Source organism: Pseudomonas sp. H3_E07 (assembly GCF_054668895.1).
The window spans coordinates 3,086,342-3,111,412 of record NZ_CP162795.1; the positions used below are offsets into that span (position 1 = coordinate 3,086,342).

The 25,071-nt window shown below is 61.3% G+C and carries 26 protein-coding genes; 17 read left to right on the forward strand and 9 right to left on the reverse strand.

Annotated features, from left to right (window positions below; translation table 11 throughout):
- Positions 1-221: 221 nt before the first annotated feature.
- Positions 222-1,187: a GlxA family transcriptional regulator gene (locus tag AB4O08_RS13990; RefSeq protein WP_460114185.1), complete on the forward strand. Its 966-nt coding sequence runs from the start codon at positions 222-224 to the stop codon at positions 1,185-1,187.
- Here the strand turns inward: AB4O08_RS13990 and AB4O08_RS13995 are convergent.
- Positions 1,165-1,518, reverse strand: a complete 354-nt coding sequence (locus AB4O08_RS13995; RefSeq protein WP_003176771.1) for a carboxymuconolactone decarboxylase family protein — start codon at positions 1,516-1,518, stop codon at positions 1,165-1,167. The two genes, AB4O08_RS13990 and AB4O08_RS13995, sit on opposite strands and share 23 nt — an antisense overlap.
- A 100-nt stretch (positions 1,519-1,618) precedes the next feature.
- On the opposite strand from AB4O08_RS13995, the gene AB4O08_RS14000 reads away from it, so the two are divergent.
- Positions 1,619-2,527 carry an AraC family transcriptional regulator gene (locus AB4O08_RS14000; protein ID WP_010207329.1) on the forward strand — a complete coding sequence of 303 codons (909 nt, stop codon included), beginning with the start codon at positions 1,619-1,621 and terminating at the stop codon, positions 2,525-2,527.
- Here the strand turns inward: AB4O08_RS14000 and AB4O08_RS14005 are convergent.
- Together AB4O08_RS14005 and AB4O08_RS14010 are read right to left on the reverse strand one after the other, a co-directional pair.
- Positions 2,513-4,867 (reverse strand): penicillin acylase family protein, encoded by a 2,355-nt coding sequence (locus tag AB4O08_RS14005; RefSeq protein WP_460114186.1) that lies wholly within the window; start codon positions 4,865-4,867, stop codon positions 2,513-2,515. The two genes, AB4O08_RS14000 and AB4O08_RS14005, sit on opposite strands and share 15 nt — an antisense overlap.
- A 30-nt stretch (positions 4,868-4,897) precedes the next feature.
- Positions 4,898-5,473, reverse strand: coding sequence for a DUF6436 domain-containing protein (locus tag AB4O08_RS14010; protein ID WP_198831510.1), 576 nt, complete (start codon positions 5,471-5,473; stop codon positions 4,898-4,900).
- Between the two features lie 99 nt (positions 5,474-5,572).
- Between AB4O08_RS14010 and bipL the strand changes: the two genes are divergently transcribed.
- Positions 5,573-6,499, forward strand: a complete 927-nt coding sequence (bipL, locus tag AB4O08_RS14015) for a phospholipase BipL (protein WP_010207326.1) — start codon at positions 5,573-5,575, stop codon at positions 6,497-6,499.
- A 20-nt stretch (positions 6,500-6,519) separates the two neighbouring features.
- On the opposite strand, the gene AB4O08_RS14020 is transcribed toward bipL, so the two are convergent.
- A complete protein-coding gene (locus AB4O08_RS14020) occupies positions 6,520-7,272 on the reverse strand; it encodes a DUF2059 domain-containing protein (RefSeq protein WP_021492644.1) in 753 nt (250 codons plus the stop codon).
- Positions 7,273-7,403: 131 nt separating this feature from the next.
- On the opposite strand from AB4O08_RS14020, the gene AB4O08_RS14025 reads away from it, so the two are divergent.
- Positions 7,404-8,036, forward strand: coding sequence for a 2OG-Fe(II) oxygenase (locus AB4O08_RS14025; protein ID WP_044288034.1), 633 nt, complete (start codon positions 7,404-7,406; stop codon positions 8,034-8,036).
- A gap of 2 nt (positions 8,037-8,038) precedes the next feature.
- Positions 8,039-8,533 (forward strand): 2-thiouracil desulfurase family protein, encoded by a 495-nt coding sequence (locus AB4O08_RS14030; RefSeq protein ID WP_021492646.1) that lies wholly within the window; start codon positions 8,039-8,041, stop codon positions 8,531-8,533.
- 37 nt (positions 8,534-8,570) lie between these two features.
- Here the strand turns inward: AB4O08_RS14030 and AB4O08_RS14035 are convergent, their stop codons facing one another.
- Positions 8,571-9,065, reverse strand: coding sequence for a transporter substrate-binding domain-containing protein (locus tag AB4O08_RS14035; protein WP_010207320.1), 495 nt, complete (start codon positions 9,063-9,065; stop codon positions 8,571-8,573).
- A gap of 134 nt (positions 9,066-9,199) precedes the next feature.
- Between AB4O08_RS14035 and AB4O08_RS14040 the strand changes: the two genes are divergently transcribed.
- Complete coding sequence (locus AB4O08_RS14040; RefSeq protein WP_010207318.1) at positions 9,200-9,640, forward strand: DUF4399 domain-containing protein; 441 nt, start codon at positions 9,200-9,202, stop codon at positions 9,638-9,640.
- 63 nt (positions 9,641-9,703) lie between these two features.
- Here AB4O08_RS14040 and serA read toward each other — a convergent pair whose 3' ends face one another.
- On the reverse strand, positions 9,704-10,933 hold the full coding sequence (gene serA, locus AB4O08_RS14045) for a phosphoglycerate dehydrogenase (RefSeq protein WP_003195214.1): 1,230 nt from the start codon (positions 10,931-10,933) through the stop codon (positions 9,704-9,706).
- 205 nt (positions 10,934-11,138) lie between these two features.
- On the opposite strand from serA, the gene AB4O08_RS14050 reads away from it, so the two are divergent.
- From AB4O08_RS14050 to AB4O08_RS14065, 4 genes are all read left to right on the forward strand, one after another.
- Positions 11,139-12,533 carry an FAD-binding oxidoreductase gene (locus tag AB4O08_RS14050; protein ID WP_042571405.1) on the forward strand — a complete coding sequence of 465 codons (1,395 nt, stop codon included), beginning with the start codon at positions 11,139-11,141 and terminating at the stop codon, positions 12,531-12,533.
- A 21-nt stretch (positions 12,534-12,554) separates the two neighbouring features.
- Positions 12,555-13,220: a fumarylacetoacetate hydrolase family protein gene (locus tag AB4O08_RS14055; RefSeq protein WP_010207311.1), complete on the forward strand. Its 666-nt coding sequence runs from the start codon at positions 12,555-12,557 to the stop codon at positions 13,218-13,220.
- A 243-nt stretch (positions 13,221-13,463) separates the two neighbouring features.
- On the forward strand, positions 13,464-14,390 hold the full coding sequence (locus AB4O08_RS14060; RefSeq protein ID WP_010207310.1) for an SdiA-regulated domain-containing protein: 927 nt from the start codon (positions 13,464-13,466) through the stop codon (positions 14,388-14,390).
- Positions 14,391-14,510: 120 nt separating this feature from the next.
- Complete coding sequence (locus AB4O08_RS14065) at positions 14,511-15,425, forward strand: SdiA-regulated domain-containing protein (RefSeq protein WP_010207309.1); 915 nt, start codon at positions 14,511-14,513, stop codon at positions 15,423-15,425.
- Positions 15,426-15,458: 33 nt separating this feature from the next.
- Here AB4O08_RS14065 and rpiA read toward each other — a convergent pair whose 3' ends face one another.
- Complete coding sequence (gene rpiA / locus AB4O08_RS14070) at positions 15,459-16,130, reverse strand: ribose-5-phosphate isomerase RpiA (protein WP_010207308.1); 672 nt, start codon at positions 16,128-16,130, stop codon at positions 15,459-15,461.
- 137 nt (positions 16,131-16,267) lie between these two features.
- Here rpiA and ilvA point away from each other — a divergent pair, with 137 nt between their 5' ends.
- Genes ilvA through AB4O08_RS14085 form a run of 3 tightly spaced genes read left to right on the forward strand, consistent with a single transcriptional unit; the run spans position 16,268 to position 18,705 of the window.
- Complete coding sequence (ilvA, locus tag AB4O08_RS14075) at positions 16,268-17,782, forward strand: threonine ammonia-lyase, biosynthetic (RefSeq protein ID WP_010207306.1); 1,515 nt, start codon at positions 16,268-16,270, stop codon at positions 17,780-17,782.
- Positions 17,783-17,823: 41 nt separating this feature from the next.
- Entirely contained in the window at positions 17,824-18,237 is a 414-nt protein-coding gene (locus AB4O08_RS14080) for a DUF2269 family protein (RefSeq protein ID WP_021492649.1), read from the forward strand.
- Positions 18,238-18,705: a DUF2269 family protein gene (locus AB4O08_RS14085; protein ID WP_010207302.1), complete on the forward strand. Its 468-nt coding sequence runs from the start codon at positions 18,238-18,240 to the stop codon at positions 18,703-18,705. It begins immediately after the preceding gene.
- 112 nt (positions 18,706-18,817) lie between these two features.
- On the opposite strand, the gene AB4O08_RS14090 is transcribed toward AB4O08_RS14085, so the two are convergent.
- The gene (locus AB4O08_RS14090; RefSeq protein ID WP_460114187.1) at positions 18,818-19,474 is read right to left on the reverse strand and encodes a histidinol-phosphatase; all 657 of its coding nucleotides are present in this window, start codon (positions 19,472-19,474) and stop codon (positions 18,818-18,820) included.
- A 143-nt stretch (positions 19,475-19,617) separates the two neighbouring features.
- Here AB4O08_RS14090 and AB4O08_RS14095 point away from each other — a divergent pair, with 143 nt between their 5' ends.
- Entirely contained in the window at positions 19,618-20,097 is a 480-nt protein-coding gene (locus AB4O08_RS14095; RefSeq protein ID WP_003176750.1) for an RNA pyrophosphohydrolase, read from the forward strand.
- Positions 20,098-20,119: 22 nt separating this feature from the next.
- A complete protein-coding gene (gene ptsP / locus AB4O08_RS14100) occupies positions 20,120-22,399 on the forward strand; it encodes a phosphoenolpyruvate--protein phosphotransferase (protein ID WP_010207299.1) in 2,280 nt (759 codons plus the stop codon).
- 104 nt (positions 22,400-22,503) lie between these two features.
- On the opposite strand, the gene AB4O08_RS14105 is transcribed toward ptsP, so the two are convergent.
- On the reverse strand, positions 22,504-23,250 hold the full coding sequence (locus AB4O08_RS14105) for an NRDE family protein (protein WP_010207298.1): 747 nt from the start codon (positions 23,248-23,250) through the stop codon (positions 22,504-22,506).
- Positions 23,251-23,370: 120 nt separating this feature from the next.
- Here AB4O08_RS14105 and AB4O08_RS14110 point away from each other — a divergent pair, with 120 nt between their 5' ends.
- Positions 23,371-24,153 (forward strand): sulfite exporter TauE/SafE family protein, encoded by a 783-nt coding sequence (locus AB4O08_RS14110; RefSeq protein ID WP_010207297.1) that lies wholly within the window; start codon positions 23,371-23,373, stop codon positions 24,151-24,153.
- A 78-nt stretch (positions 24,154-24,231) separates the two neighbouring features.
- On the forward strand, positions 24,232-25,044 hold the full coding sequence (lgt, locus tag AB4O08_RS14115; protein ID WP_010207296.1) for a prolipoprotein diacylglyceryl transferase: 813 nt from the start codon (positions 24,232-24,234) through the stop codon (positions 25,042-25,044).
- Positions 25,045-25,071: the final 27 nt, after the last annotated feature.

The window sequence follows — 25,071 nt, forward strand, 5'->3', positions numbered from 1 at the left end:
CGCGCCAGTCAGGGGGCTATCGCGGCGAGGGAGCGATGTCGGCCAATGTGCCGTCACATCGTGCCAGCGCCAGGCACGCTCACATGTGGGAGCTGGCTTGTCGGATCGCCGCATTGCTGCGATAGCGTCACCTCGGTATACCTGATGGACCGAGTCGCCAGCATCGCGGGCAAGCCCGGCTCCCACAGGGTTTGCGTCCGCCCGGATATAAAGGTTTACCCATGCATAAAACCGTCGCCATTCTGATCTTTCCTGGCGTCCAGTCGCTGGACGTGACCGGCCCCCTGGATGTGTTCTGCGAGGCCAATCGTTTTCTGTCGCCGCAGGATCATTACCAACTGGACGTCATCGGTCTGGGCCACGGCAGCATGGCGGCCTCCAACGGCCTGTCATTGCAGGCCCATCGGCATTACAGCGAGGCCTTGCAAGCCTATGACCTATTGCTGGTCGCCGGCGGCCCGCAGTTGCCGTTCGAAGACTTCGGTGCCGAATTTGATGACTGGCTGCGCAGCGCCACTGCTCGCGCGCAACGCTTCGGCTCGATCTGCAACGGCGCCTTCATGCTGGCGCGCGCCGGGCTGTTGGATGGCAAAACCGTCACCACCCATTGGAATGACGCGGCCGATCTGGCGCGCCTGTGCCCCACGGCCCAGGTCGACGCCGACCGCCTCTACGTGCAGGACGGCAACCTCTACACATCGGCCGGGGTCACGGCGGGCATCGATCTGTCGCTGTATCTGCTGGCTCAGGACCACGGCCCGGAAGTCGCACTGAGCGTGGCCAAGCGCCTGGTGGTGTTTACCCAGCGGTCGGGCGGGCAGTCGCAGTTCAGCCCGTTTCTCACGCCCCACGCCGAAACCACCTCGGCAGTGGCGCTGGTGCAGCTGTACGTGTTGGCGAACCTCACCGGGGATTTGACCATTGCCGACCTGGCCAAGGCGGCCAATATGAGCGCGCGCAATTTCTCTCGGGTGTTTGCCCGTGAGGCGCGGATCACACCGGCGGAATTTGTCGAACGGGCGCGGGTTGACGCGGCGCGGGTCATGCTCGAAAGCAGCCGCGCGCCGCTCAAGACCGTCGCCTATCAATGCGGCTTTCGCGACGCCCAGCACATGCGCAGTGTGTTCAACCGCAGGCTGGGCGTCACGCCGCAACAGTTCCGGCTTAATTTTGCGGCGCTGGTTTGAGCGTGTCGTAGGCTTCCAGCGCGCGCAACGAGTAGATATATGCCGCACCCGCATTCAGCGAGATGGCGGTGGCCAGTGTTGCGGCGACTTCTTCACGGGTGGCACCGGCCTTGATCGCAGCATCCGCATGCACACCGATGCAGCCATCGCAGCGAGTGGTGATGGCCACGGCGATGGAAATCAGTTCACGGGTCTTGGCGTCGAGCACGTTGTTTTCCTCGGCAGCCTCGCCCAGCGCCATGTAGGCTTTGACCATCTTCGGGTTGCTCTTGCCCAGCGCGCCAAAGGCTTTCTTCACGGTAGGCAGCAAGTCGGACCAGTTATTGAACATTGCGGTAACTCCTGAACGAGGGTTGGTGTGGAACCAGTCTCTTCCGTTCGGGGGCGGCGTTATTGTTCAATCCGCTCATCTTTTTGACCGATGCTCGCAAATGAATTCGATCGACACGCTCATCGCGCTGGCCAACCTGCGCGGCAGTCTGGATTTACGGTGTCAGTTTCAAGGGGAATGGGCGCTGGACCACCCGCCGGAGAGCCTCGGCGTGGCGCCTTACCACATCGTGCTCAGCGGCACCTGTCGTGCCGAGTTGTCCGGCGGGCAGCACGTGACGCTGGAGGAGGGTGACATCCTGCTGATGCCTGGCGGTGCCACTCACTTGTTGCGCAGTCAGGGCGCGCGGATTCGGCCGGTACAACCCAAGGTGATTGAAGGCGGCGTACTCAAAGTGCACCGCCTGGGCGGTGACCGACCGGACTTGGACATGCTGTGTGGCAGCTTCCACTACAACCGCCAGTCACTGCTGCTCGGCGCGTTGCCGGAGTACCTGGTGGTGTCCAGCCGAGAGTGGCAGGGTGACGGCCAACTGGCGGCGTTGATCGCGTTATTGCGCAGCGAGGCGGACGGCCAGCAACTGGGCGCGCGCTCCTTTATCGATGCGTTGTCATCGGCGCTGTTCACCCTGATCCTGCGCACCTGGCTGGCCCGCCAGACACCTGTTGCCGGCACCTTCGCGTTGCTCGTCGACAAGCGCCTGAGCAAGGCCTGGCAAGCCATGCTGGCCGATCCGGGGCATGAGTGGACCATCGACAGCCTGGCGGCTGCCGCGACGATGTCACGCGCCACCTTCATGCGGGCGTTCGTGAAGGTGGCGGGCGTGTCGCCGTGGGGGCTGTTGACGCAGTTGCGCATGGAGCTGGCCTTCAACCTGTTGCGCCAGTCGCACCTGAGCCTGCTGGATATCGCCACCCAGGTGGGCTACCAGTCCCAGGCAGCGTTCAGCAAGAAATTCAAGGAGACCTATGGCGAGGCGCCGGGGCGCCTGCGTTCATCGGGCGGGTAGCAGCTTGAGGATGCCACGGGTGTTGGCGGTCACTTCCTCATCGGTGAAGTGCGCCTGTTCGTAGCCGCCCTCGATGTAGGTTTCCGCCTGGTCGCCATAGTGTCGGTCAAATGGCACGCCGCTTTGGCCGACCGGGTTGATGGTCAATGCGTGTGCTACATCGGCGAAATCGATCAGGCGGCGAGTCGAAGGCCCGTAGGTAACGGGCCACGGTGCCGGACCGATATTGGCCGATTGGTTGTTCGGCACTTCGTGGGTGCCTGGCGCCGGGAACGGGCCAACATTGACGATCAGGTCCAACGGTTTCTGCGAGCCCAGTGGGTGGCCGTGGGTCAGGGTATGGGCCTTGCCCCACTGCCATTGGCTCGGGTCATCGCCGAAGGTGGCCTTTAGGTGCGCGAGGCTGTTGTCCCAGGCAAGCTTGATGGTTTCGGCGCGCTTGCCGTCCCACCATGGTGAATCCGGCGCGGCGGCCAGGCGTGGGAGGGCGGCGTCGATCACGCGGGTGCCTAGCAGGGTCTTGAACAGATTGTCGCCGAGCTTCGGGTGGAAGGCAGCGTCGGCCAGGTTGAACAGGAACTGGTTGAACAGGGTGGCGCTGGTGGAGTCCAGCGGATAGTCACCCTTCCAGCTTGCAAGCTGCTCCACCAGTTTAAGTTGCGCCGGGTCCTTGACCGCCTCGCGCAGCACCGGCAACAGCGGCGCCAGCAGGCGCGGGCCGAAGGCGGTGGTGGTGCCGAGCTGCAAGGCCTGGCTGTTGTTTACATCCCACTTCACGCTCTTGTCGCTCAATTGCGCGTTCAACTGCTGACCACGGTCGGCGAGGTTGTAGTAACCGGGGATCTCCAGGCCAGTCGGCGAGACGGGCTGGGCGTTGGCCGACACCACGTAACCGCGTACCGGGTTTTCTTCCTGGGGGTTGGCGCTGAAGGGGTAGAAGCCCAGCTTGTCGGCCTGGGCGGTGCTGCCGTCGAGTATAAAACCGGCGTTGACCCCGGCTGGACGAATCGGCAACTGCCCCGCCGCCCACCAGCCGATATCGCCCTTGGTATTGGCCCACACGATGTTCAGCCCCGGCGCAGACACCTTGGCTGCCGCCGCACGGGCCTTCACCAGGGTGTCGGCGCGGTTGAGCTGGTAGAAACCTTCAAGGATCGGGTTCTGGGTATCGAGGAATGCCCACCATATGGCAATCGGTGTCTTGCCGGCGTTCTCGCCCAGCACGTCATTGATGATCGGGCCGTGGGGTGACTGGCGCAGGATCAGCGTCACCGGCGCCTGGCCCTTCACGGCGATCTGTTGTTCGGTGCGGGTCATGTCGACCCACTGGTCGTGGTACCAGACTTGGTTGGGGTCATCGGGGTTGACCTTCTCGGCGATCAGGTCGAGGTCATCGTTCTGGAACATGGTCAGGCTCCAGCCGAAATCCAGGTTGTGCCCCAGGAACGCCACCGGCACCAGTGCGTTGTGATAGCCATACAGCTCGAAACCCGGCGCCGACAGCTGCGCCTCGTACCACACCGACGGCACCGAGAAACGGATGTGCGGGTCACCCGCCAGCAACGGTTTGCCGCTTTTGGTGCGGTTGCCGCTGATGGCCCAGGCGTTGCTGCCTTCGAACTGCGGCAGGCCGTTGTCGGCCAGGGCCTGTTCGCTCAGGGAGGCAATGGCGCCGAGGGTCTGCCAATCGCTGGCGGCGAGGTTGAGGGCGCCCTTGGGCTGCCAGTCCAGGTCGAAGACTTTCAGGTAATCGCTGCCCAGTTGGTCGCGGATGTAAGTCAGCACCGGCTCGGTACGAAACGCTGCGGCAAAGCTGTAGGCCATATACCCGGCGACGCTGATGGTGTCCTCAGCGGTAAACGGCCGCTTGGGGATGCCTAGCACGTCGAACTCCATGGGGCGGGCGTGGCTGTCCTGATATTGGTTGATCCCGTCCAGATAGGCTTGCAGGGCCTTCCAGTGCGCCGACTCATGGTCAAGTTGCGCTACATAAGTGGCCGCGCGGTCGCGAATGCGCAGGCTGCGGAACAGCTTGTCGGTGTCCAGCACCTTGGGCCCCAGCACCTCGGCCAGCTCGCCACGGGCCAGGCGCCGCATGATCTCCATCTGGAACAGCCGGTCCTGGGCGTGCACATAGCCCAGGGCGCGGTACAGGTCGGTCTCGTTCTCGGCTTGAATGTGCGGCACGCCACGGTCGTCGTAACGCACCGTGACCGAGCCTTGCAGGTTGGCCAGTGTGACCGTGCCCTGGCGGGTGGGCTGCTTGCTGTACACGTACCAACCGGCACCGAGGGCGACCAGCACGACAAGAACCGCGAGAACCCGCAAGACGCGCTTCATGAACATTCCTTACCAAGAGTGGGGGGCGATTTAAGAGCCTTTTGGCCACGAACAATAGCAGCCCACCGCCAGGGTGTGCGTGGCATTTACCTCACGTCCTGTTTCAAGGGCCTTCAAGATCGGCTCAATAAAACTGTTGCTGGAATTACACGTGAGGCCTTCGCTGTAGGGCCCGAAATACGCGAGCTTGCCGCTGCGATCCCAGATGCCTACGGCCGGGCTGGCCGGCACCTGCTCGGCGCCGGGCAGGGCGGTGAGGGTTTTCATCGTGCGCAGGTTGTCGGGCAATTGGCCGTGGCTGCCGGGTTTTTGCAGGGCGTAGAACTCGACCCCCTGGGGCGCGTATTGCTCGATCAATTCGCCCAGGTGCTGCTGGTTACCGACGTTGCACGGGCAGGCCGGGTCCCAGAAGTGCACCAGGCGGATCGGGCCGGGGCCGGCGAGGTTGGCAGGCAACTTCAATCGGTCGCCGGAAAACACCGCCGTGTGCTCGCTGAAGGCACGCAGGTAGCGGCCCTGGAACCAGTCATACGCCGCCCACAGCATGCCGGCGCAGATAATCAGGATCAGGCTGGCAAATAAGGCGGTGCGGTAGGGCTGTCGCATTCAGATGTATCCTCGAAGGTCGCGTAGCTTGCCATGCTTGTCCTGACAGATGAATATCGCAGCTCGATATTCATCTTTGCCGCAAGTCTGGAAGCCTTTATGCCCGTTACCTTTGACCCTGATCATCTGCGCGAAAGCTTGCGACCCCTGGTGGATGCGCAACCGCTTTCAGCCGAGGCGCGGGTCTATCAGCGTTTCTACGGGCTCGACCAGGCCGTGAGCCGCCTGGGGCGCTTCGAGGTGGATGGATTTGAGGTGGTGGCGCAAGTGTGGTGGCCGCCCACGCCGGTGGCGACGATGTTCATGTTCCACGGTTTCTACGACCACATGGGGCTGTATCGCCATGTGCTGAAGTGGGCGCTTGACCAAGGCTTCGTGGTGATCGCCTGCGATTTGCCGGGGCACGGTCTGTCCAGTGGCGTGCGTGCCAGCATCGATGATTTTGCGGTGTATCAACAGGTGTTGCAGGCGCTGTTTGCCCAGGCGCAAGCCCTGCAACTGCCGCAACCCTGGCACCTGTTCGGGCAAAGTACCGGCGGTGCGGTGGTGGTGGATCATCTGCTCAACCATGGCGCCGACAGCCCCGCCCAGGGCAAGACCTTCCTGCTGTCACCCCTGGTGCGGCCACGTGCCTGGGGATGGTCGCAGGTCAGCTACTACCTGCTGCGTCCGTTCGTCAAAGGCATCGCACGGCGATTCAGCGAAAACACTAACGACCCGGCGTTCAAGCCGTTCCTGGAAGCCGACCCGCTGCAGCCGCGCCAATTGCCTACCGCCTGGGTGGGCGCCCTGGCGCGCTGGATCAAACGCATCGAAGCCGCACCGCGCAGTGCCCGGCGGCCGGTGATCGTTCAGGGTGAGGAAGACATGACGGTAGACTGGCAGCACAACCTGCAAGTGTTGCGCGGCAAGTTCGACCAGCCCGAGGTGTTGATGCTGCCGCGTGGCAGGCATCATTTGGCGAATGAGATCCCGCAGATTCGCGATGAGTACTTTAAGTACCTGACGGATCACCTGACGTCATAAGGTGTAAATGCGGGAACGGGCTACGGCGTCAGGCTTGAGGTGCTCTGGCCGACCGCCAAGCCGGCGCGAATGGCTGCAAGGGCGGCTTGGTAATACGCTTTGCCCTCCGGGGACTCGGCAAACGTCGCGAACTCTTCCAGCTCTGGGTCGGACAAATCCCGGTAGACATACAGCAGCGTGTTGTTCAGATCCTTGTCGATCTGCTGCATCAACCGCTCGCGCTGGCCGTTCAGCATGCCTTGGGCTTGTCCACCCCCCAACAGGCCGGGAATCATCTGGCTCAGGCTATCGGCCGCCACACCGGCAATCGCCAGACTGACTTCCGCGCCTGCTTCACGGGCCGGCAGGGCCTGGGCCAGATGACCGATGATCAGGCTGCGAGTAGCGTCGGCTTCGATTTTCGGCAGGCCCTGGGCGTTCTTCGCCAGTTGGTCGCGACGGGTGGCGAGCAGCTCGGCGGCGACAATCTTGCGGCCCAGGGGCGATTGAAAAAACGCCAGGGCAGGCTTGGGGTCTGCGAGGTTCTTGCGCAATTGCGCTTCAGCGCGCTGGTCCACGGCCTGGGCGGCGAAGCGTTTATTGCTGTTGTCCACCAGCGCCTGGTACACCGCTGGCGGCAGGCTGTTGCGGTAGCGTTGCTGGGCAGCATTGAGAGCGTCATTAAAATGCGCACGTTGTTCGGCCCAGCCGGCGACCTTGTACAACTGGTCATGGCCGTCTGCCCAGGCGGGCAAAACGCAGAACATCAGCAAGGAAAAAAACAAACGACGCATATGGACTCCTGTCAGTCGGCCACTATTGTCCGTGTCGGGCGTAGGATTTGTCGAGAAGTCCTATCAGTCACCTGACTAAAGTGTATTCAGACGCCCGGCGGCTCTGTCGGATTCACAGGCGTATGGATACTATGCGCGCCATGCAAATACCCCTCGATCACCCCTTGCTGCAACGTATTGTCGACGACCTGGCCGAGAAGGGCTGGTCCCGGCAGAACGGCTTCCTGCCCCAGGCTCTGACACTGGAACTGGCGGCTGAGTGCCGTAAACGTGCGGCAGAGGGTGAGCTGGCCCCGGCGGCGGTGGGGCGTGGCCCGGCCCAGGAGATTCGCGAAGGTATTCGCGGTGATCATATCCAGTGGCTGGAGGACGGTGACGCGGCGGTCTGCGACACCTATATGGCGCTGATGGACAGCCTGCGCCTGGCGATGAACCGCAGCCTTTTCCTGGGCCTGGAAGATTTCGAAAGCCACTTCGCGATGTACCCGCCAGGGGCGTTTTACCTCAAGCACCTGGACCGCTTCCGCGACGATGACCGACGCATGGTCTCGGCGGTGATTTACTTGAACGACGCCTGGCTGCCCGAACATGGCGGCCAATTGCGCATGTACCTCAAGGACGGCGTCGAATACGATGTGGTGCCCACCGGCGGTTGCCTGGTGGTGTTCCTGTCGGGCGAGGTGCCCCATGAAGTCATGCCCGCCACGCGCGAACGCCTGTCCCTGACAGGGTGGTTTCGTCGGCGGGGCAACGAGCCGTTTTAAACATGGAAAAGATTCTGGTCAGCCGTTGCCTGCTGGGGCACAAGGTTCGCTACGACGGCGGGGCCAGCGGGCCGTTCGATCCGTTGGCCGCGTGGCAGGCCGAGGGGCGTGTGGTTGCGATCTGCCCGGAAGTATCAGGTGGTTTGCCGACGCCCCGACCCGCTGCCGAAATACCCGGCGGGCAAGGTGTGGATGTCTGGGAGGGCCGCGCCCAGGTGCTGACCGCCGAGGGCGAAGATTTCAGCGCCGCGTTCCTTGACGGTGCTCGCCAGGCCCTGGCGCTGGTGCAGTGCCACAACATCCGCATCGCCGTGCTCAAGGCCAATAGCCCGTCGTGCGGCAACCTGCACACCTACGACGGCACGTTCAGCGGCGTGAAGGTGACAGGCGAGGGCGTGACGGCGGCGTTGCTCAAGCAGCATGGTGTGCAGGTGTTCAGTGAGTTGGAGTTGCCCGAGGCGGCAGCGGCTCTGACGCAGCTAACGAAACCTGTATAGATCAAATGTGGGAGCTGACCGAGTCAAATCCGAAAAATCACTGCGCCTTGGCGACGGGCTTCTCGTCTTCAAACCACTTCTGCGCCAACGCCTTCAATCGGCCATCGGCCTTCACACGCCCCAGCGCCTTATCCAAACTCGCCTTGAACGCCGGATTGCCCTTCTGGAACGGAATCGCCAGCTCAGGCTTCTCGCTGTAAGGCTCACTGAAATCGAACCGATCCTGCAACTCGGCAGTCATAGCGATATGGTTGATGGCCACGTCGTACTTGCCGGTTTCCACGCCCGGCAGCAGGTCAGCGTCATCGGTGGTAATAAATGACGGGCGCACGTCCATCTCTTTAGCCAGTTGTTCACCCAACTCCACTTCGAAGCCGGTGAGTTTGTCGCCTTCCTTGAAGTTGAACGGCGGGGTGTTGGCTTCAAGGGCAATGCGCAGTTCGCCACGGTCGAATACATCATCGATCAGTTCGGCATGAGCCAAGGGGCTCAGAAGGGGCAGCAGCAGTAACAGGCCAGGCGAAAAGCGCATGGTCACTCCTAGAGATTTTTAATGTGCGAGGCGCCGTTCAGCATCGCTTTGCTATGGTGTTGAGTGCCTTGGACAGCAATTTGTCGCGAAGTTGTCATAACCCTACAGATTTCACAGAAAAACTGGAGAAGCGAATGAAAGCCCTTTTGTCCCGTGCAACCCTGACCTCCCTGCTGTTGGGTGCTTCCATGCTGGCCACAGCCGCCGACGGTATCCCGCGCAGCGCGCCACCTGAAGGCGCCAAAGTATTTATCGTGTCGCCAAAAGACGGCGCCACCGTCGACAAGACCTTCACTGTCAAATTCGGCATGGAAGGCCTGAAACTGGCCCCGGCCACTGACCAGGAACCCGGCACCGGTCATCACCACCTGCTGGTCGACCAGAAAGCCCTGCCTGACGCCAGCGTGCCGATCCCGGCCACCGACACCGTGATCCACTACGGCAAGGCCCAGACTGAAACCGAACTGACCCTCACCCCAGGCAAACACACCTTGCAGCTGGTCGCCGGCGACAAACTGCACATGCAGTTCAACCCGACTGTAGCCTCGAAAGTGATCACGGTTAACGTTAAGTAAGATTTGTTCAGATGCAAAAAAGGGAGCCCGAGGGGCTCCCTTTTTCGTGGTGCGGTTGAAGCGTTAGAACAACACGCGGCTACGGATGGTGCCGTTGATGTGCTGCAGTTTCTCTTGCGCCAAGTCCGAGTACTCGGCATCGACGTCGATCACCACGTAGCCGACCTTCTCGTTGGTCTGCAGGAACTGACCGGAGATGTTGATGCCGTTTTCCGCGAAGACCTTGTTGATCTCCATCATCACGCCAGGGATGTTCTGGTGGATGTGCAGCAGACGGTGCTTACCAGGGTGAGCCGGCAGGGCCACTTCCGGGAAGTTCACGGACGACACCGAGGTACCGTTGTCGCTGTACTTGACCAGCTTCTCCGACACTTCCAGGCCGATGTTGGCCTGGGCTTCAGCGGTGGAGCCGCCGATGTGCGGGGTCAGGATCACGTTGTCCAGGCCACGCAGCGGGCTTTCGAAGATGTCGTCGTTGGAGCGAGGCTCCACCGGGAACACGTCGATAGCGGCGCCGATCAGGTGCTTGTCCTTGATCGCGTCGGCCAGGGCGTCCAGCTCGACCACGGTGCCACGGGCAGCGTTGATCAGGATGCCGCCTTTCTTGATGGCGCGGATTTCCTTCTCGCCGATCATCCACTGGGTCTCAGCGGTTTCCGGAACGTGCAGGGTCACGATGTCGGACATGCCCAGCAGCTCGGTCAGGCTGGCCACTTGAGTGGCGTTGCCCAATGGCAGCTTGGTCAGGGTGTCGTAGAAGAACACCTGCATGCCGAGGCCTTCAGCCAGGACCGACAGCTGAGTACCGATCGAGCCGTAACCGACGATACCCAGCTTCTTGCCGCGGATTTCGAAGGAGTTGGCTGCGCTTTTGATCCAGCCGCCACGGTGGCAGGAAGCGTTCTTCTCAGGAATGCCGCGCAACAGCAGGATGGCCTCGGCCAATACCAGCTCCGCAACGGAACGGGTGTTGGAGTACGGTGCGTTGAACACCGCGATGCCGCGCTCGCGCGCTGCGTTGAGGTCGACCTGGTTGGTGCCGATGCAGAAACAGCCGACCGCCACGAGTTTCTTGGCGTGATCGAAGATCTCTTCGGTCAGCTGAGTGCGGGAGCGAATGCCGATAAAGTGCGCGTCGGCGATCTTTTCCTTGAGTTGGGCTTCCGGCAGAGAACTGGTGATGTACTCAATGCTGGTGTACCCGGCGGCTTTCAGAACGTCGACAGCCGATGGGTGGACGCCTTCCAGAAGAAGGAACTTGATCTTGCTCTTATCGAGAGAAGTCTTGCTCATCTGCGTAAACCTGTATCCCGGAGAAAAATGGCAGGGAATCGAGCAGCACAAGCTGACCCGGACGGCAGGAAAGCCGTCACCGCAGAAACGCCCTTGGGCTCTGTCCTGCGGGGGCGGTATGCTAGCATACGCGCCCCGCTAAACACCTATTCCTGCGACGTGAAGCGTTCTCAGGATGACCATGAATTGTTCGAGAGTTCTGTCGATGACCCATCCTGCCCTGATTGATGAGCTAAAGACCCTGGTTGAGCCCGGCAAAGTGCTGACCGATGCTGACTCCCTGGAGGCTTACGGCAAGGATTGGACCAAGCACTTCGCACCCGCGCCGACCGCCATCGTGTTTCCCAAGACCACTGAGCAGGTCCAGGCCATCGTGCGTTGGGCCAATGCCCACAAGGTGGCGCTGGTGCCATCGGGCGGGCGTACCGGCTTGTCGGCCGCTGCTGTGGCGGCCAATGGCGAGGTGGTCGTGTCGTTCGACTATATGAACCAGATCCTCGACGTGAACCTTACCGACCGCACCGCCGTGTGCCAGCCGGGGGTGGTTACCAAGCAATTGCAGAACGTCGCTGAAGAAAACGGCCTGTACTACCCGGTGGACTTCGCGTCGTCCGGTTCCAGCCAGATTGGCGGCAATATCGGCACCAATGCCGGCGGGATCAAGGTGATTCGCTACGGCATGACCCGCAACTGGGTAGCCGGCATGAAAGTCGTCACCGGCAAGGGCGACGTGCTGGAGTTGAACCGCGACCTGATCAAGAACGCCACCGGCTACGACATGCGCCAGCTGTTCATCGGCGCGGAAGGCACCCTGGGCTTTGTGGTCGAAGCCACTATGCGCCTGGACCGCGCGCCGAAAAACCTCACCGCGATGGTGCTGGGCACGACCGACTTCGACTCGATCATGCCGGTGTTGCACGCCTTTCAGAGCAAGCTGGACCTGACCGCCTTCGAATTCTTCTCCGACAAGGCCTTGGCCAAGGTCATGGGCCGTGGCGACGTGCCGGCGCCGTTCGAAACCGAGTGCCCGTTCTACGCGCTGCTGGAATTCGAAGCCACCACCGAAGAAGTCGCCAACCACGCGCTGGAAACCTTCGAACATTGCGTGGAGCAGGGCTGGGTGCTGGACGGCGTGATGAGCCAGAGCGAAACCCAACTGCACAACCTGTGGAAACTGCGCGAGTACATCTCCGAGACCATTTCCCACTGGACCCCGTACAAGAACGATATCTCGGTGACTGTCTCCAAAGTGCCGGCGTTTTTGAAGGAAATTGACGCGATCGTCGGTGAACACTACCCCGACTTCGAAATCGTCTGGTTTGGCCACATCGGCGACGGCAACCTGCACTTGAACATCCTCAAGCCGGAAAACCTGAGCAAGGATGAGTTCTTCGCCAAATGCGCCACCGTGAACAAGTGGGTTTTTGAAACCGTCGAAAAGTACAACGGTTCGATCTCCGCCGAACATGGTGTGGGCATGACCAAACGTGACTACCTGACTTACAGCCGCTCGCCGGTTGAAATCGAATACATGAAGGCAGTGAAAGCCGTGTTCGACCCGAACGGAATCATGAACCCTGGCAAGATCTTCGCTGTTTAATCGCCTTGAAGGAGTCGTTCCATGAACTACCAGCACAAGTATGTCGACGGCACCAACATCCACTTTCCAGTCGGCAAAGTGGTGTGTATCGGGCGTAACTACGCCGAACATGCCAAGGAACTGGACAACCCGGTCCCGACCGAGCCGCTGCTGTTCATCAAGCCAGGCAGCTGCGTGGTGCCGCTGGAAGGCGGTTTCAGCATCCCGACCGAACGCGGTTCGGTGCATTACGAAGCGGAAATCGCGGTATTGATCGGCAAGCCACTGTCGACCAAGCCCAGCCGCGAGGAAGTGCTCGACGCCATCTCCGGCTTCGCTCCAGCCTTGGACCTGACCCTGCGCGACAAGCAGGCCGAGCTGAAAGCCAAGGGCCTACCGTGGGAAATCGCCAAGTCCTTTGACGGTGCGGCCGTTATCGCACCGTTCGTGGTGGGCAGCACCTTCCCGGACGTGACCGACATCGGCATCCGCCTGAGCATCAATGGCGAAGTGCGCCAGGATGGCAACAGCGCGCAGATGCTCAACCCGATCGTCCCGATGATCCAGCACATGGCCGGCTGCTTCTCTCTGCAGGCAGGCGATGTGATCCTCACGGGCACCCCGGCCGGTGTGGGCCCGCTGAATGTGGGCGATGAGCTGGTGTTGGAGTTGTCAGGTGTGAACCGCTTCGAAAGCAGCGTGCGTTAAACGCAGCACACCGCTCAACTGTGGGAGCTGGCTTGCCTGCGATAGTATCGGCGGGGTGTCACTGACACGCGGCGTCGTCTGCATCGCGGGCAAGCTCGACGCCCACAGGGTTTATGTGCAGCCGCCCATTGCGTGCTTTTGCATTTTTTTCACACGCCATCCGGATAATCCTTCAGGCTTGAGCGCGCGGTTCCGCTGAACCTGTGCTATCACCTAACGCTGATTTCCCGGATAAAGTGCCCAATGGCCGTGCCCCTGCCTACCGTCACCCCCAAGTTGCGTTCCCGTTTTGCCCTGCGCTGGTATTCATGGCTGTTTCTCGCCGGGGCCATTGTGTATGGCATCGCCTGGGCCATGCACTGGGATGATCGCGGCGTGCTGTGGATGCTGGAGCGTTTTGAAACGCCGGCCGAACGCCAGGAAAGCGTATGGCTGCCGGACTATCACGCGGTCATCGACGCCAAGTTGCTGCCGGGCATGGAGAAGGACGAAGCCTCGGACCTGGCCTACAACCCCCAGACCAAGACCCTGTTCTCCGTCATGGGCAAAAATCCGTTCCTGGTCGAGCTGACCCTGCAAGGCGATGTGCTGCGCAAGATGCCGCTCAATGGCTGGAACAACCCCGAAGGGCTGACGGTGCTGGAAAACGGCCTGATGGCCGTGGTCGATGAGCGCCAGCACAGCCTGACCATCGTCAAGGTCGACGCCGCTACCACGGCACTGAACAAGGCCGACTTCCAGAGCTATGACCTGGGCCCGTCCAAGGACCAGAACAAAGCCTTTGAAGCCATCACTTGGGACAAGCGCAACCAGCAGTTGGTGCTGGGTGAAGAGCGTCCACCGGCATTGTTTACCTGGAAAAGCGACGGCAGCCAGACCCTGACGGGCAACAAGGTGAAACAGGTCACCAGCGAGCTGGACATGCGTAACCTCTCCGCACTCGCTGTCGACCCGCGCACCGGGCATCTGCTGGCGTTGTCGGCCGACTCCCATCTGTTGCTGGAGCTGGACGAGAAGGGCGAGCAAGTCAGTTTCATGACGTTGCTTGGTGGCTTCAATGGCCTGAAAGACACGATTCCGCGTGCCGAAGGGGTGACCATGGACGAGGACGGCACGCTGTACATGGTCAGTGAGCCCAATCTGTTCTATCGCTTCGAAAAGCAGAAATAGCGGATCAATTACGTCGGATGTTTCTCTGTGAACGGCATTCGCCAGACATCAGGGCGTGTTTAAGTTTAAATTCAGACGGGCGTGATATTCATTCGCCACTTTTGACTTTGAGCCCGCCCGATGCGACGACTAGCCCGCCCCAAACCCCTGTTCTTTACGCTTGCATTGATCGCCCTGGTCAGCGCCGGGGTCGTTGCACAGCATTTTCGCCTGTTCGAGCGCGCCTGGTTCAACTGGCAGGCGTGGCGCCAGCCGACCAATGAGCGTTCCATCGGCCTGGCGGATTACCGGGTGGCGCTGGAGGCTCAGGTAATCGAGGGCCTTGATGACGATGTGTCGGCCCTGACCTACGATCCGGTACGCAAAAGCCTGTTCACCGTCACTAACAAAAACGCCGAGCTGATCGAGCTGTCCTTGGAGGGCAAGATTCTGCGGCGTATTCCCTTGGTGGGGTTTGGCGATGCCGAAGCCGTGGAGTTCATCAGCGACAACATTTATGTCATCAGTGATGAACGCCAGCAGCGGCTGATCAAGGTGCATGTGAACGACGACACTCAGTTCCTCGACGCCGCCGATGCCGAGCAAATGACCCTGGGCGTGCACGTCGGTGGCAACAAGGGCTTTGAAGGCCTGGCCTACGATTCGGTGGGCAAGCGCCTGTTCGTGGCCAAGGAGCGCGACCCAATGTTGATCTACGAGGTTCACGGCTTTCCCCACTTCAAACCGGAAAAAACCTACTCGGTACACGTGATCAACAACCCCAAGCGTGACGCCGGACTGTTTGTGCGCGACCTGTCGAGCCTGCAATATGACGAGCGCAGCGGCCATTTGCTGGCGCTGTCGGATGAGTCGTTTCTGGTGCTGGAACTGGATATCGACGGTCGCCCGTTGAGCAGTCTGTCACTGCTGAACGGGCGCCATGGCCTGAAGAAGCGGGTTCCGCAGGCCGAAGGGATCGCCATGGATGACGAGGGCGCGTTGTACCTCGTCAGCGAGCCGAACCTGTTCTATGTGTTCAAAAAACCGAGTTCCTGAACACACGGCTGAACCAATGTGGAGCCGGTTTGCTTAGGCCTTGAGGGTTTTCACGCCTTCGGGGGTGCCCAGCAGCAATACATCGGCCGGGCGCGCCGCGAACAAGCCGTTGGTGACCACGCCGACGATCGCGTTGATCTGAGTTTCCAGCTCGACCGGGTTGGTGATCTGCATGTTGAACACGTCGAGGATGATGTTGCCGTTGTCGGTCAAGACACCTTCGCGGTACACCGGGTCGCCGCCCAGTTTCACCAGCTCGCGGGCCACGTGGCTGCGGGCCATCGGAATCACTTCCACCGGCAGCGGGAACGCGCCGAGCACCGGCACCAGCTTGCTGGCATCGGCGATGCAGATAAAGGTCTTGGCCACGGCTGCGACGATCTTCTCGCGGGTCAGGGCCGCGCCGCCGCCCTTGATCAGGTTCAGGTGTTCGTCGCTTTCATCGGCGCCGTCGATGTAGAACTCCAGGTCGCTCACGGTGTTGAGCTCGTACACCGGAATGCCATGGCCCTTCAGGCGTGCGGCGGTGGCTTCGGAGCTGGCCACGGCGCCGTCGAATGCGCCCTTGTGCTGGGCCAGCGCATCGATAAAGCAGTTGGCGGTGGAGCCGGTGCCGACACCGACGATGCTCTTGTCGTCGAGTTTAGGAAGGATTAAATCGACAGCGGCCTGGGCCACTGCCTGTTTGAGTTGATCCTGGGTCATGCGGGCTCCGGAACGGGCGGGGAGTTATCGAGGGGCGCGAGTATAACCCAACAAAACCTCTGGATTCGTGTGGTCGCCCGCCCAAACGCTGGGTTAGACTCCTTGGCCCTGCCCAACCCGCCCAGTGATATCCGCCGATGCTTGAACAGTACGTCAAAAAGATCCTCACCTCGCGCGTTTACGACGTTGCCGTAGAAACCCCGTTGCAGACCGCCCGTCAGCTCTCCGAGCGGCTGGGCAACCAGGTCTGGCTCAAGCGTGAAGACTTGCAGCCGGTGTTCTCGTTCAAGATTCGCGGCGCCTATAACAAGCTGACCCAATTGACCGCTGAAGAGCGTGCGCGCGGCGTGGTCACGGCGTCGGCCGGCAACCATGCCCAGGGCCTGGCCCTGGCCGCCAAGGTGCTGGGGGTCAAGGCCACCATCGTGATGCCCAAGACCACGCCTGAGATCAAGGTCGAAGGCGTGCGTTCGCGTGGCGGCAAAGTGGTGCTGCATGGTGATTCCTTCCCGGAAGCCCTGGCCTACTCGCTGAAACTGGTCGACGAAAAAGGCTACGTCTACATCCACCCCTACGACGATCCACACACCATTGCCGGGCAGGGCACCGTGGCGATGGAAATCCTGCGCCAGCATCCAGGGCCTTTGGACGCGATTTTCGTCCCGGTGGGCGGTGGTGGGCTGATCGCCGGTATTGCGGCGTATGTGAAGTACCTGCGCCCGGATATCAAGATCATCGGCGTGGAGCCAGACGATTCCAATTGCCTGCAAGCCGCCCTGGCGGCGGGCGAGCGCGTGGTGTTGCCGACCGTCGGCATCTTTGCCGATGGCGTGGCGGTGGCGCAGATCGGCCAGCACACCTTCGACATCTGCAAGGACTATGTGGATGAAGTGATCACCGTGAGCACCGATGAAATCTGTGCGGCGATCAAGGACATCTACGATGACACCCGTTCGATCACCGAGCCGGCAGGGGCATTGGGCGTGGCCGGGATCAAGAAGTACGTCGAGACCCGTGGCGTCACCGGGCAGACCCTGGTGGCGATCGATTCCGGCGCCAACGTCAACTTCGACCGCTTGCGCCATGTGGCCGAGCGCGCGGAGCTGGGTGAGGGCCGCGAAGCCATCATCGCCGTGACCATTCCCGAGAGGCCCGGTAGCTTCAAGGCGTTCTGCGAGGCCGTGGGCAAGCGCCAGATCACCGAATTCAACTACCGCTTTCACTCCGGCAGCGAAGCACACATCTTTGTCGGCGTGCAGACCCACCCGGAAAACGACCCGCGCAGCGCGCTGATCGCCAGTCTCACCCGCCAGGGTTTCCCCGTGCTGGACCTGACCGAGAACGAGCTGGCCAAGTTGCACATCCGCCATATGGTCGGTGGCCATGCAGCCCACGTCAGCAATGAAGTGGTGTTTCGCTTCGAATTCCCGGAGCGTCCGGGGGCCTTGTTCAACTTTCTTAACAAATTGGGCGGGCGCTGGAACATCTCGATGTTCCACTATCGCAACCACGGCGCGGCCGACGGTCGTGTGGTCGCTGGGCTGCAAGTGCCGGCGGACGAGCGTCACCTGGTGCCGGCGGCCCTGGAAGCCATCGGCTATCCGTACTGGGATGAGAGCGATAACCCGGCCTACACACTGTTCCTCGGTTGAGCGACTACGCTGATTGGGGCGGCCTTTAAGGAAGACGAGACATGGAAACGCTGACCACCCTGAAAGTTATCCACATCGCGGCCACGGTATTGCTGCTGCTCAGCGGCCTGGGCCTGGCATTGCTCGCCTGGCGCAAACGCAGCGCCGGCCCGGCAGTGACCGTGCAGCGCCCCTGGGCGTTCGTCTGGTTGTTGATGGGCGTGTGTGTGGTGAGCATGCCGTTTACCGGCTGGTGGCTGGTGCACCTGATCGGTTGGCCGCTGGGGCAGACCTGGATTCTGGGCTCCAGCATCCTCTACAGCGTGGCGGCGCTGGCCTGGTTCTGGCTGGTGGCGCGGCTCAATCGCCTGCGCAAAGGCGAGGGTGGTAGCTTGAACTTCACGCTGGTGCTGGCGGTGGTCAGCCTGGTGGGGTTCGTGGCGATTGCCGGGTTGATGGGCGCCAAACCCGTTTAGATGAGCGCTTACCTGCTGCTGAAAACCCTGCATATCCTATCGTCGACGATCCTGTTCGGGCTGGGCGCGGGCTCGGCTTACTACGCGTTGCGCGCTTGGCGCACTGGCAACGTGGAAGTGATCGCCGTGACCTTCAAGCACCTGGTATTCGCCGACTGGGCGTTTACCGCGACCACGGCGGTGTTCCAGCCGTTGAGTGGCATCGGCTTGATGTACCTGGCGGGCTGGTCGCTGCAGCAGAGCTGGCTGCAATGGACGTTCGGCTTGTATGGGTTGGCGGGGATCTGCTGGCTGCCGGTGGTGTGGTTGCAGATTCGCGTACACAAGATGGCGGAGCAGGCGTTGCGGGAGGGTACGGCAATGCCGATCAAGGCCGCGACGTACATGCGCTGGTGGTTTGGCCTGGGGTGGCCGGCGTTTCTCGCGTTTGTGGCGATTTTCTACTTGATGGTCGCCAAGCCTATGTAGGGCTTGGGACCGTGTCGACTTCATCGCAGGCAAGCCAGCTCCCACACTTGACCGAGTTCCAGCATGAGAATGCGGTCAAAATGTGGGCGCGGGCTTGCTCGCGAAGGCGTCATCAGCTGCGCAGGGTAATCACCGGCCAGCCACGCTTCTCGGCCTCAGCCCGCAAATTCGGATCCGGATCCACTGCCACTGGATGAGTCACTTGCTCCAGCAGCGGTAAATCATTCATCGAGTCACTGTAGAAGTAGCTGCCTTCCAGGCTGTACCCGGTTTCTTCCAGCCAACGATTCAAGCGCGTCACCTTGCCCTCGCGAAAGCACGGCACGTCAGTGCTGCGGCCAGTGTAGCGGCCGTTTTCCATCTCGCATTCGGTGGCGATCAGGGTTTCCACGCCCAAGCGTGCGGCAATCGGCGCGGTGACGAAACGGTTGGTGGCGGTGATGATCACCAGCTTGTCACCGGCGGCGCGGTGTTTGGCCAGCAGTTCAGTGGCCAGCGGCAGCAGGATCGGCTCGATGCAGTCACGCATATAGTCGTTGTGCCACTCTTCCAACTGGGCCATCTCGGTGCGGCCGAGGATTTCCAGGCAAAAGTTCAGGTAGGCAGCGTTGTCCAGCTTGCCGGCCAGGTAATCCTGGTAGAACTCGTCGTTGCGGGCCTTGTAGGCAACCGGGTCGAGAATCCCGCGTTCACAGAGGTAATCGCCCCAGGCGTGGTCGCTGTCACCGCCGAGGAGGGTGTTGTCCAAGTCGAATAAAGCCAGGCGCATTGCAGTTACTCGCTGAAAAGTCTGTAAAAAGGCGTCCAGAATACGGTCTTTTCACAAGAGTGCACATAAGGTAAGAAGCCTCGTTGCCGCTTCATCAACCTTTGTGGAACAATGCGGCGACATGCGTTTGCGAGGTTGTTGCCGTGATCGACCCCGATGGTTTCCGTCCTAATGTCGGGATCATTCTTACGAATGATGCCGGACAGGTGCTATGGGCTCGCCGAATCAACCAAGATGCCTGGCAGTTTCCTCAAGGTGGAATCAACCCCGACGAAACCCCTGAGGACGCCTTGTACCGTGAGTTGAACGAAGAAGTCGGCCTTGAGCGCGAAGATGTACAAATTCTGGCCTGTACCCGTGGCTGGTTGCGCTATCGTTTGCCGCAACGCCTGGTGCGTACCCACAGCCAACCGCTGTGCATCGGCCAGAAGCAGAAGTGGTTTCTCCTGCGCCTGATCTCCAATGAGCAGCGGGTGCGGATGGATTTGACCGGTAAACCGGAGTTCGATGGTTGGCGCTGGGTCAGCTATTGGTATCCGTTGGGCCAGGTGGTGACATTCAAGCGCGAAGTTTATCGTCGCGCTCTCAAAGAGCTTGCCCCGCGCCTTTTAGCGCGCGACTGACGACGGAGTTCGACCCCGAGCCATGCTCAATACGCTGCGCAAGATCGTCCAGGAAGTTAACTCCGCCAAGGATCTCAAGGCGGCGTTGGGGATTATTGTGTTGCGCGTCAAGGAAGCCATGGGCAGCCAGGTCTGCTCGGTTTACCTGCTGGACCCCGAGACCAACCGTTTTGTGCTGATGGCCACCGAGGGCTTGAACAAGCGCTCGATCGGCAAGGTCAGCATGGCGCCCAATGAAGGTCTGGTGGGCCTGGTGGGGACGCGTGAAGAACCCCTGAACCTTGAAAACGCGGCCGATCACCCGCGTTATCGCTACTTTGCCGAAACCGGCGAAGAGCGTTACGCCTCGTTCCTCGGCGCCCCGATTATTCACCACCGCCGCGTTGTCGGCGTGTTGGTCATCCAGCAAAAAGAACGCCGCCAGTTCGACGAAGGTGAAGAAGCCTTCCTCGTGACCATGAGCGCGCAGCTCGCCGGGGTTATCGCTCACGCCGAAGCCACCGGTTCGATTCGCGGCCTGGGCCGTGAGGGCAAGGGCATCCAGGAAGCCAAATTCGTGGGCGTGCCGGGTTCACCGGGCGCTGCGGTCGGTACGGCGGTGGTCATGTTGCCGCCGGCGGATCTGGATGTGGTGCCGGACAAGACCGTCAGCGACATCGACGCTGAAATCAAACTGTTCAAGACTGCCTTGGAAGGCGTGCGCGCCGACATGCGCAACCTGTCGAACAAGCTGGCCACCCAGTTGCGCCCCGAAGAGCGCGCATTGTTCGACGTTTACCAGATGATGCTCGATGACGCGTCCCTGGGTAACGAAGTCAAGACCGTGATCAAGACCGGCCAGTGGGCCCAGGGCGCACTGCGCCAGGTGGTCACCGATCACGTCAACCGTTTCGAAATGATGGATGACGACTACCTGCGTGAGCGGGCCTCGGATGTGCGCGACCTGGGTCGCCGTCTGCTGGCCAAGCTGCAGGAAGACCGCACCACCAACCTGGTTTACCCCGACAACACCATCCTGGTCAGTGAGGAACTGACCGCCACCATGCTCGGCGAAGTGCCTGAGGGCAAGTTGGTGGGGCTGGTTTCGGTACTCGGTTCGGGCAACTCCCACGTCGCGATCCTGGCGCGTGCCATGGGCATCCCGACGGTGATGGGCCTGGTAGACCTGCCGTATGCCAAGGTCGACGGCATTGGCATGATCGTCGATGGCCATCGCGGTGAAGTGTTCACCAACCCCAGCGAAGTACTGCGCAAGCAATACGCCGAAGTGGTTGAAGAAGAGAAACAACTGGCGCTGGGCCTCGATTCCTTGCGCGAACTGCCGTGCGTGACCACCGATGGTCACCGTGTGCCGTTGCTGGTTAACACCGGCCTGCTGGCCGACGTGGCCCGGGCGCAACAGCGCGGCGCTGAAGGCGTGGGGCTGTACCGCACTGAAGTGCCGTTCATGATCAACCAGCGTTTCCCGAGCGAGAAGGAGCAGCTGGCGATTTATCGCGAGCAACTGCAGGCCTTCCACCCGTTGCCGGTGACTATGCGCAGCCTGGATATCGGCGGCGACAAGTCACTGTCCTATTTCCCGATCAAGGAAGACAACCCCTTCCTTGGCTGGCGCGGCATCCGCGTGACCCTCGACCACCCTGAAATTTTCCTCGTACAGACCCGCGCCATGCTCAAGGCCAGCGAGGGCCTGAACAACCTGCGTATCCTGCTGCCGATGATCTCCGGCACCCACGAGCTGGAAGAGGCGCTGCACCTGATCCACCGTGCGTGGGGCGAAGTGCGCGACGAAGGCGCCGACGTACCGATGCCGCCGATTGGCGTGATGATTGAAATCCCGGCAGCGGTGTACCAGGCCAAGGAGCTGGCGCGGCAGGTGGACTTCCTGTCGGTGGGCTCCAACGACCTGACCCAATACCTGTTGGCCGTGGACCGTAACAACCCGCGGGTGGCCGACCTCTACGACTACCTGCACCCGGCGGTGCTGCAAGCCCTGCAACACGTGGTGCGCGACGCTCATGCCGAAGGCAAGCCGGTGAGCATCTGCGGTGAAATGGCCGGCGATCCGGCGGCGGCGGTGCTGTTGATGGCGATGGGCTTCGATAGCTTGTCGATGAACGCCACCAACTTGCCGAAGGTGAAGTGGATGCTGCGCCAGGTTGAGTTGAGCATGGCCAAGGACCTGCTGGCGGAGTTGATGACCATCGACAACCCGCAAGTTATCCACAGCTCGCTGCAGTTGGCGCTGAAGAACCTGGGGCTGACAAGGATGATCAATCCGGCTTCCGCCAAAACCTTGTAGGCGCGAGCTTGCTCGCGAAGAACGTCAACGATAACGCGGGGTGCCTGATTACCCGCGGCGTTCTCAGGTTTTTCGCGAGCAAGAACTAGGCGTCCCCCTCGCTCCTACAGGTTGATGTCTACCTCGCCCAACCGCCCACCATGGGGTCCAAAGCTTCGCTCCACCATCCGCCGCGTGCCATCGGCGTTCACAATCAACGCCGTGCTCGCCCGTGTCCCATAACTCGGGCTGGCGATAAACACACTCGACAGCAAACTCTCCGTCGCCAACCCCACGCCGGTATCCGGCAGCTCGGCAAAAGGTGCAATCTGCGGATCGCTCAGAATCTCCAGTAGCGCTTCGGGCTGGGGATCGTTCAGCAACTCACTCAGCGCGGCTTTGGCCTTAAGCAGTTTCGGCCAAGGTGTATCCAGCCCTGCATTGGATAACCCATACACGCCCGCTTTCAACTGCGTCGGCTCTGTGTGATTAGCGTTGTAATGCCACAGCTCACCCGGTGTGCCCACCAGCAGGTTGAACCCGGCGTATTCAATCGAACGGCCGTTAACGTCGGCCAAATACTGCTCAACCGGCAGTGAACCGTTGAGAAAGCGCGCGACCAGCTCGCCACGGGACTTGCGGGCCGGCGGTTGGTGCGGATCGCGGATATTGGTCAGCGCGGCAAAGCGCCCCTCGGCGTTCACCCCCAGCCAGGTGCCGCCTGCTTCCTGATCGCGGCCGGCATAGACAGTGGGTGCATCCTCCCACTGGGCCAACGGCAGGCTGGGGCGGGCGTAGAACTCATCGCGGTTGGCCGCGACGATCAGCGGCTGGGCGTGGCCCGGTCGCCAAGCGAAAACAATCAGGCACATCAGGCGATCCCTTTTGTGTTTTTTGCCACTCTACCCACTCAAGCACAGGCGTTCCATCGTATCCAGTTGGGTCGCATGCCTTCCATCCGTTAACATGCCGGACTTGGTTCGGGGGCTCCCATGGAATTTCTGCTGTATTTGCTGCTTGGCGCCTGTGCGGGTGTACTCGCCGGGCTGTTTGGCGTGGGCGGCGGGATCATCATCGTGCCGGTGCTGGTGTTCAGCTTCACCTTGCAGGGCTTCGACCCGCAGGTGCTGACCCACTTGGCTGTGGGCACGTCCCTTGCGACCATCATCTTTACCTCGGTGAATGCCGTACGCGAGCATCACCGGCGGGGTGCGGTGCGTTGGCCGATCTTTGTGTGGATGACCGTGGGTATCCTGATCGGCGCCGGTTTTGGCGCACTGACGGCCGAGGCGATTTCCGGCCCTCACCTGCAAAAGATCATCGGCGTGTTCGCCTTGCTGGTGGCCGTTCAACTTGCACTGGACGTTAAGCCCAAGGCCAGCCGCACGGTGCCGGGCAAACTCGGCCTGACCGTCGCCGGTACGTTTATCGGCTGGGCCTCGGCGATTTTCGGCATTGGCGGCGGCTCGCTGACCGTGCCGTTCCTGACCTGGCGCAGTGTGCCGATGCAGCAGGCGGTGGCCACTTCATCCGCCTGTGGCCTGCCGATTGCGCTGGCCAGTGCGTTAAGTTTCATGATTCTGGGCTGGCATGACCCGCTGTTGCCCGCGCATAGTCTAGGGTTCGTGTATTTGCCGGCACTGCTGGGCATTGCCCTGACCAGCATGGTGTTTGCCCGCTTCGGCGCACGCTTGGCGCATCGATTGTCGCCGCGTCTGCTCAAGCGGTTGTTCGCCGGGCTGTTGTTCTGTGTCGGCATAAATTTTTTGTTTTGAAAAACTTGAGTAATGCAGTCTTAATCGCGCCCGGGCATGGTCCGGACGCCATAACGAATGATTTAACGAGGAGTCGCAATGCTGCCTTACCCGCAGATCGACCCGGTGGCCCTGGCCATTGGTCCGCTGAAAATCCACTGGTACGGGTTGATGTACCTGATCGGCATCGGCGGTGCCTGGTTTCTGGCCTCTCGACGCCTGAACCGTTTCGATCCGACCTGGACCAAGGAGAAGCTCTCCGACCTGATTTTCTGGCTGTCGATGGGGGTCATTGTCGGCGGGCGCCTGGGCTATGTGCTGTTCTACGATCTCTCGGCGTACATCGCCAATCCGACGCTGATCTTTGAAGTGTGGAAAGGCGGCATGGCATTCCACGGCGGTTTTATCGGCGTGATGATTGCCGCCTGGTGGTTCGGCCGTCGTAATGGCAAGTCGTTCTTCCAACTGATGGACTTCGTTGCGCCAATGGTGCCGATCGGCCTGGGCGCCGGGCGTATCGGTAACTTCATCAACGCCGAGCTGTGGGGTAAGCCGACCGACGTGCCGTGGGCCATGGTGTTCCCGCCGTTCAGCGACCCCGCGCAACTGCCACGCCACCCGTCGCAGCTGTATCAGTTCGCGTTGGAAGGCGTGGCGCTGTTCCTTATCCTGTACATCTTCTCGCGCAAACCGCGCCCCACCATGGCGGTGTCGGGCATGTTCGCGTTGTTCTACGGGATCTTCCGCTTTATCGTCGAGTTCGTGCGCGTGCCGGATGCGCAGCTGGGCTACCTGGCGTTCGGTTGGGTGACCATGGGCCAGATCCTCAGCCTGCCGATGATCCTTGGCGGCCTGGGCTTGCTGTGGTGGGCGTACAATCGCCCGCAACCTTTGAAGAACACCGCGCTTTAAATTCGAATGCCCGGGCCGTAGGGTCCG

Excerpts from the sequence above, each read along its gene's own strand:
- AB4O08_RS13995 (WP_003176771.1), bottom strand. The coding sequence starts at position 1,518 with ATGTTCAATAACTGGTCCGACTTGCTGCCTACCGTGAAGAAAGCCTTT.
- AB4O08_RS14105 (WP_010207298.1), bottom strand. The coding sequence starts at position 23,250 with ATGTGCCTGATTGTTTTCGCTTGGCGACCGGGCCACGCCCAGCCGCTG.
- AB4O08_RS14010 (WP_198831510.1), bottom strand. The coding sequence starts at position 5,473 with ATGCGACAGCCCTACCGCACCGCCTTATTTGCCAGCCTGATCCTGATT.
- AB4O08_RS14065 (WP_010207309.1), top strand. The coding sequence starts at position 14,511 with ATGCGACGACTAGCCCGCCCCAAACCCCTGTTCTTTACGCTTGCATTG.
- ilvA (WP_010207306.1), top strand. The coding sequence starts at position 16,268 with ATGCTTGAACAGTACGTCAAAAAGATCCTCACCTCGCGCGTTTACGAC.
- AB4O08_RS14025 (WP_044288034.1), top strand. The coding sequence starts at position 7,404 with ATGCGCGCCATGCAAATACCCCTCGATCACCCCTTGCTGCAACGTATT.
- AB4O08_RS14085 (WP_010207302.1), top strand. The coding sequence starts at position 18,238 with ATGAGCGCTTACCTGCTGCTGAAAACCCTGCATATCCTATCGTCGACG.
- AB4O08_RS14005 (WP_460114186.1), bottom strand. The coding sequence starts at position 4,867 with ATGAAGCGCGTCTTGCGGGTTCTCGCGGTTCTTGTCGTGCTGGTCGCC.
- AB4O08_RS14055 (WP_010207311.1), top strand. The coding sequence starts at position 12,555 with ATGAACTACCAGCACAAGTATGTCGACGGCACCAACATCCACTTTCCA.
- AB4O08_RS14000 (WP_010207329.1), top strand. The coding sequence starts at position 1,619 with ATGAATTCGATCGACACGCTCATCGCGCTGGCCAACCTGCGCGGCAGT.
- AB4O08_RS14020 (WP_021492644.1), bottom strand. The coding sequence starts at position 7,272 with ATGCGTCGTTTGTTTTTTTCCTTGCTGATGTTCTGCGTTTTGCCCGCC.
- serA (WP_003195214.1), bottom strand. The coding sequence starts at position 10,933 with ATGAGCAAGACTTCTCTCGATAAGAGCAAGATCAAGTTCCTTCTTCTG.
- AB4O08_RS14090 (WP_460114187.1), bottom strand. The coding sequence starts at position 19,474 with ATGCGCCTGGCTTTATTCGACTTGGACAACACCCTCCTCGGCGGTGAC.
- AB4O08_RS14060 (WP_010207310.1), top strand. The coding sequence starts at position 13,464 with ATGGCCGTGCCCCTGCCTACCGTCACCCCCAAGTTGCGTTCCCGTTTT.
- AB4O08_RS14080 (WP_021492649.1), top strand. The coding sequence starts at position 17,824 with ATGGAAACGCTGACCACCCTGAAAGTTATCCACATCGCGGCCACGGTA.
- AB4O08_RS14040 (WP_010207318.1), top strand. The coding sequence starts at position 9,200 with ATGAAAGCCCTTTTGTCCCGTGCAACCCTGACCTCCCTGCTGTTGGGT.
- AB4O08_RS14030 (WP_021492646.1), top strand. The coding sequence starts at position 8,039 with ATGGAAAAGATTCTGGTCAGCCGTTGCCTGCTGGGGCACAAGGTTCGC.
- rpiA (WP_010207308.1), bottom strand. The coding sequence starts at position 16,130 with ATGACCCAGGATCAACTCAAACAGGCAGTGGCCCAGGCCGCTGTCGAT.
- ptsP (WP_010207299.1), top strand. The coding sequence starts at position 20,120 with ATGCTCAATACGCTGCGCAAGATCGTCCAGGAAGTTAACTCCGCCAAG.
- AB4O08_RS13990 (WP_460114185.1), top strand. The coding sequence starts at position 222 with ATGCATAAAACCGTCGCCATTCTGATCTTTCCTGGCGTCCAGTCGCTG.
- AB4O08_RS14050 (WP_042571405.1), top strand. The coding sequence starts at position 11,139 with ATGACCCATCCTGCCCTGATTGATGAGCTAAAGACCCTGGTTGAGCCC.
- AB4O08_RS14035 (WP_010207320.1), bottom strand. The coding sequence starts at position 9,065 with ATGCGCTTTTCGCCTGGCCTGTTACTGCTGCTGCCCCTTCTGAGCCCC.
- lgt (WP_010207296.1), top strand. The coding sequence starts at position 24,232 with ATGCTGCCTTACCCGCAGATCGACCCGGTGGCCCTGGCCATTGGTCCG.
- AB4O08_RS14110 (WP_010207297.1), top strand. The coding sequence starts at position 23,371 with ATGGAATTTCTGCTGTATTTGCTGCTTGGCGCCTGTGCGGGTGTACTC.
- bipL (WP_010207326.1), top strand. The coding sequence starts at position 5,573 with ATGCCCGTTACCTTTGACCCTGATCATCTGCGCGAAAGCTTGCGACCC.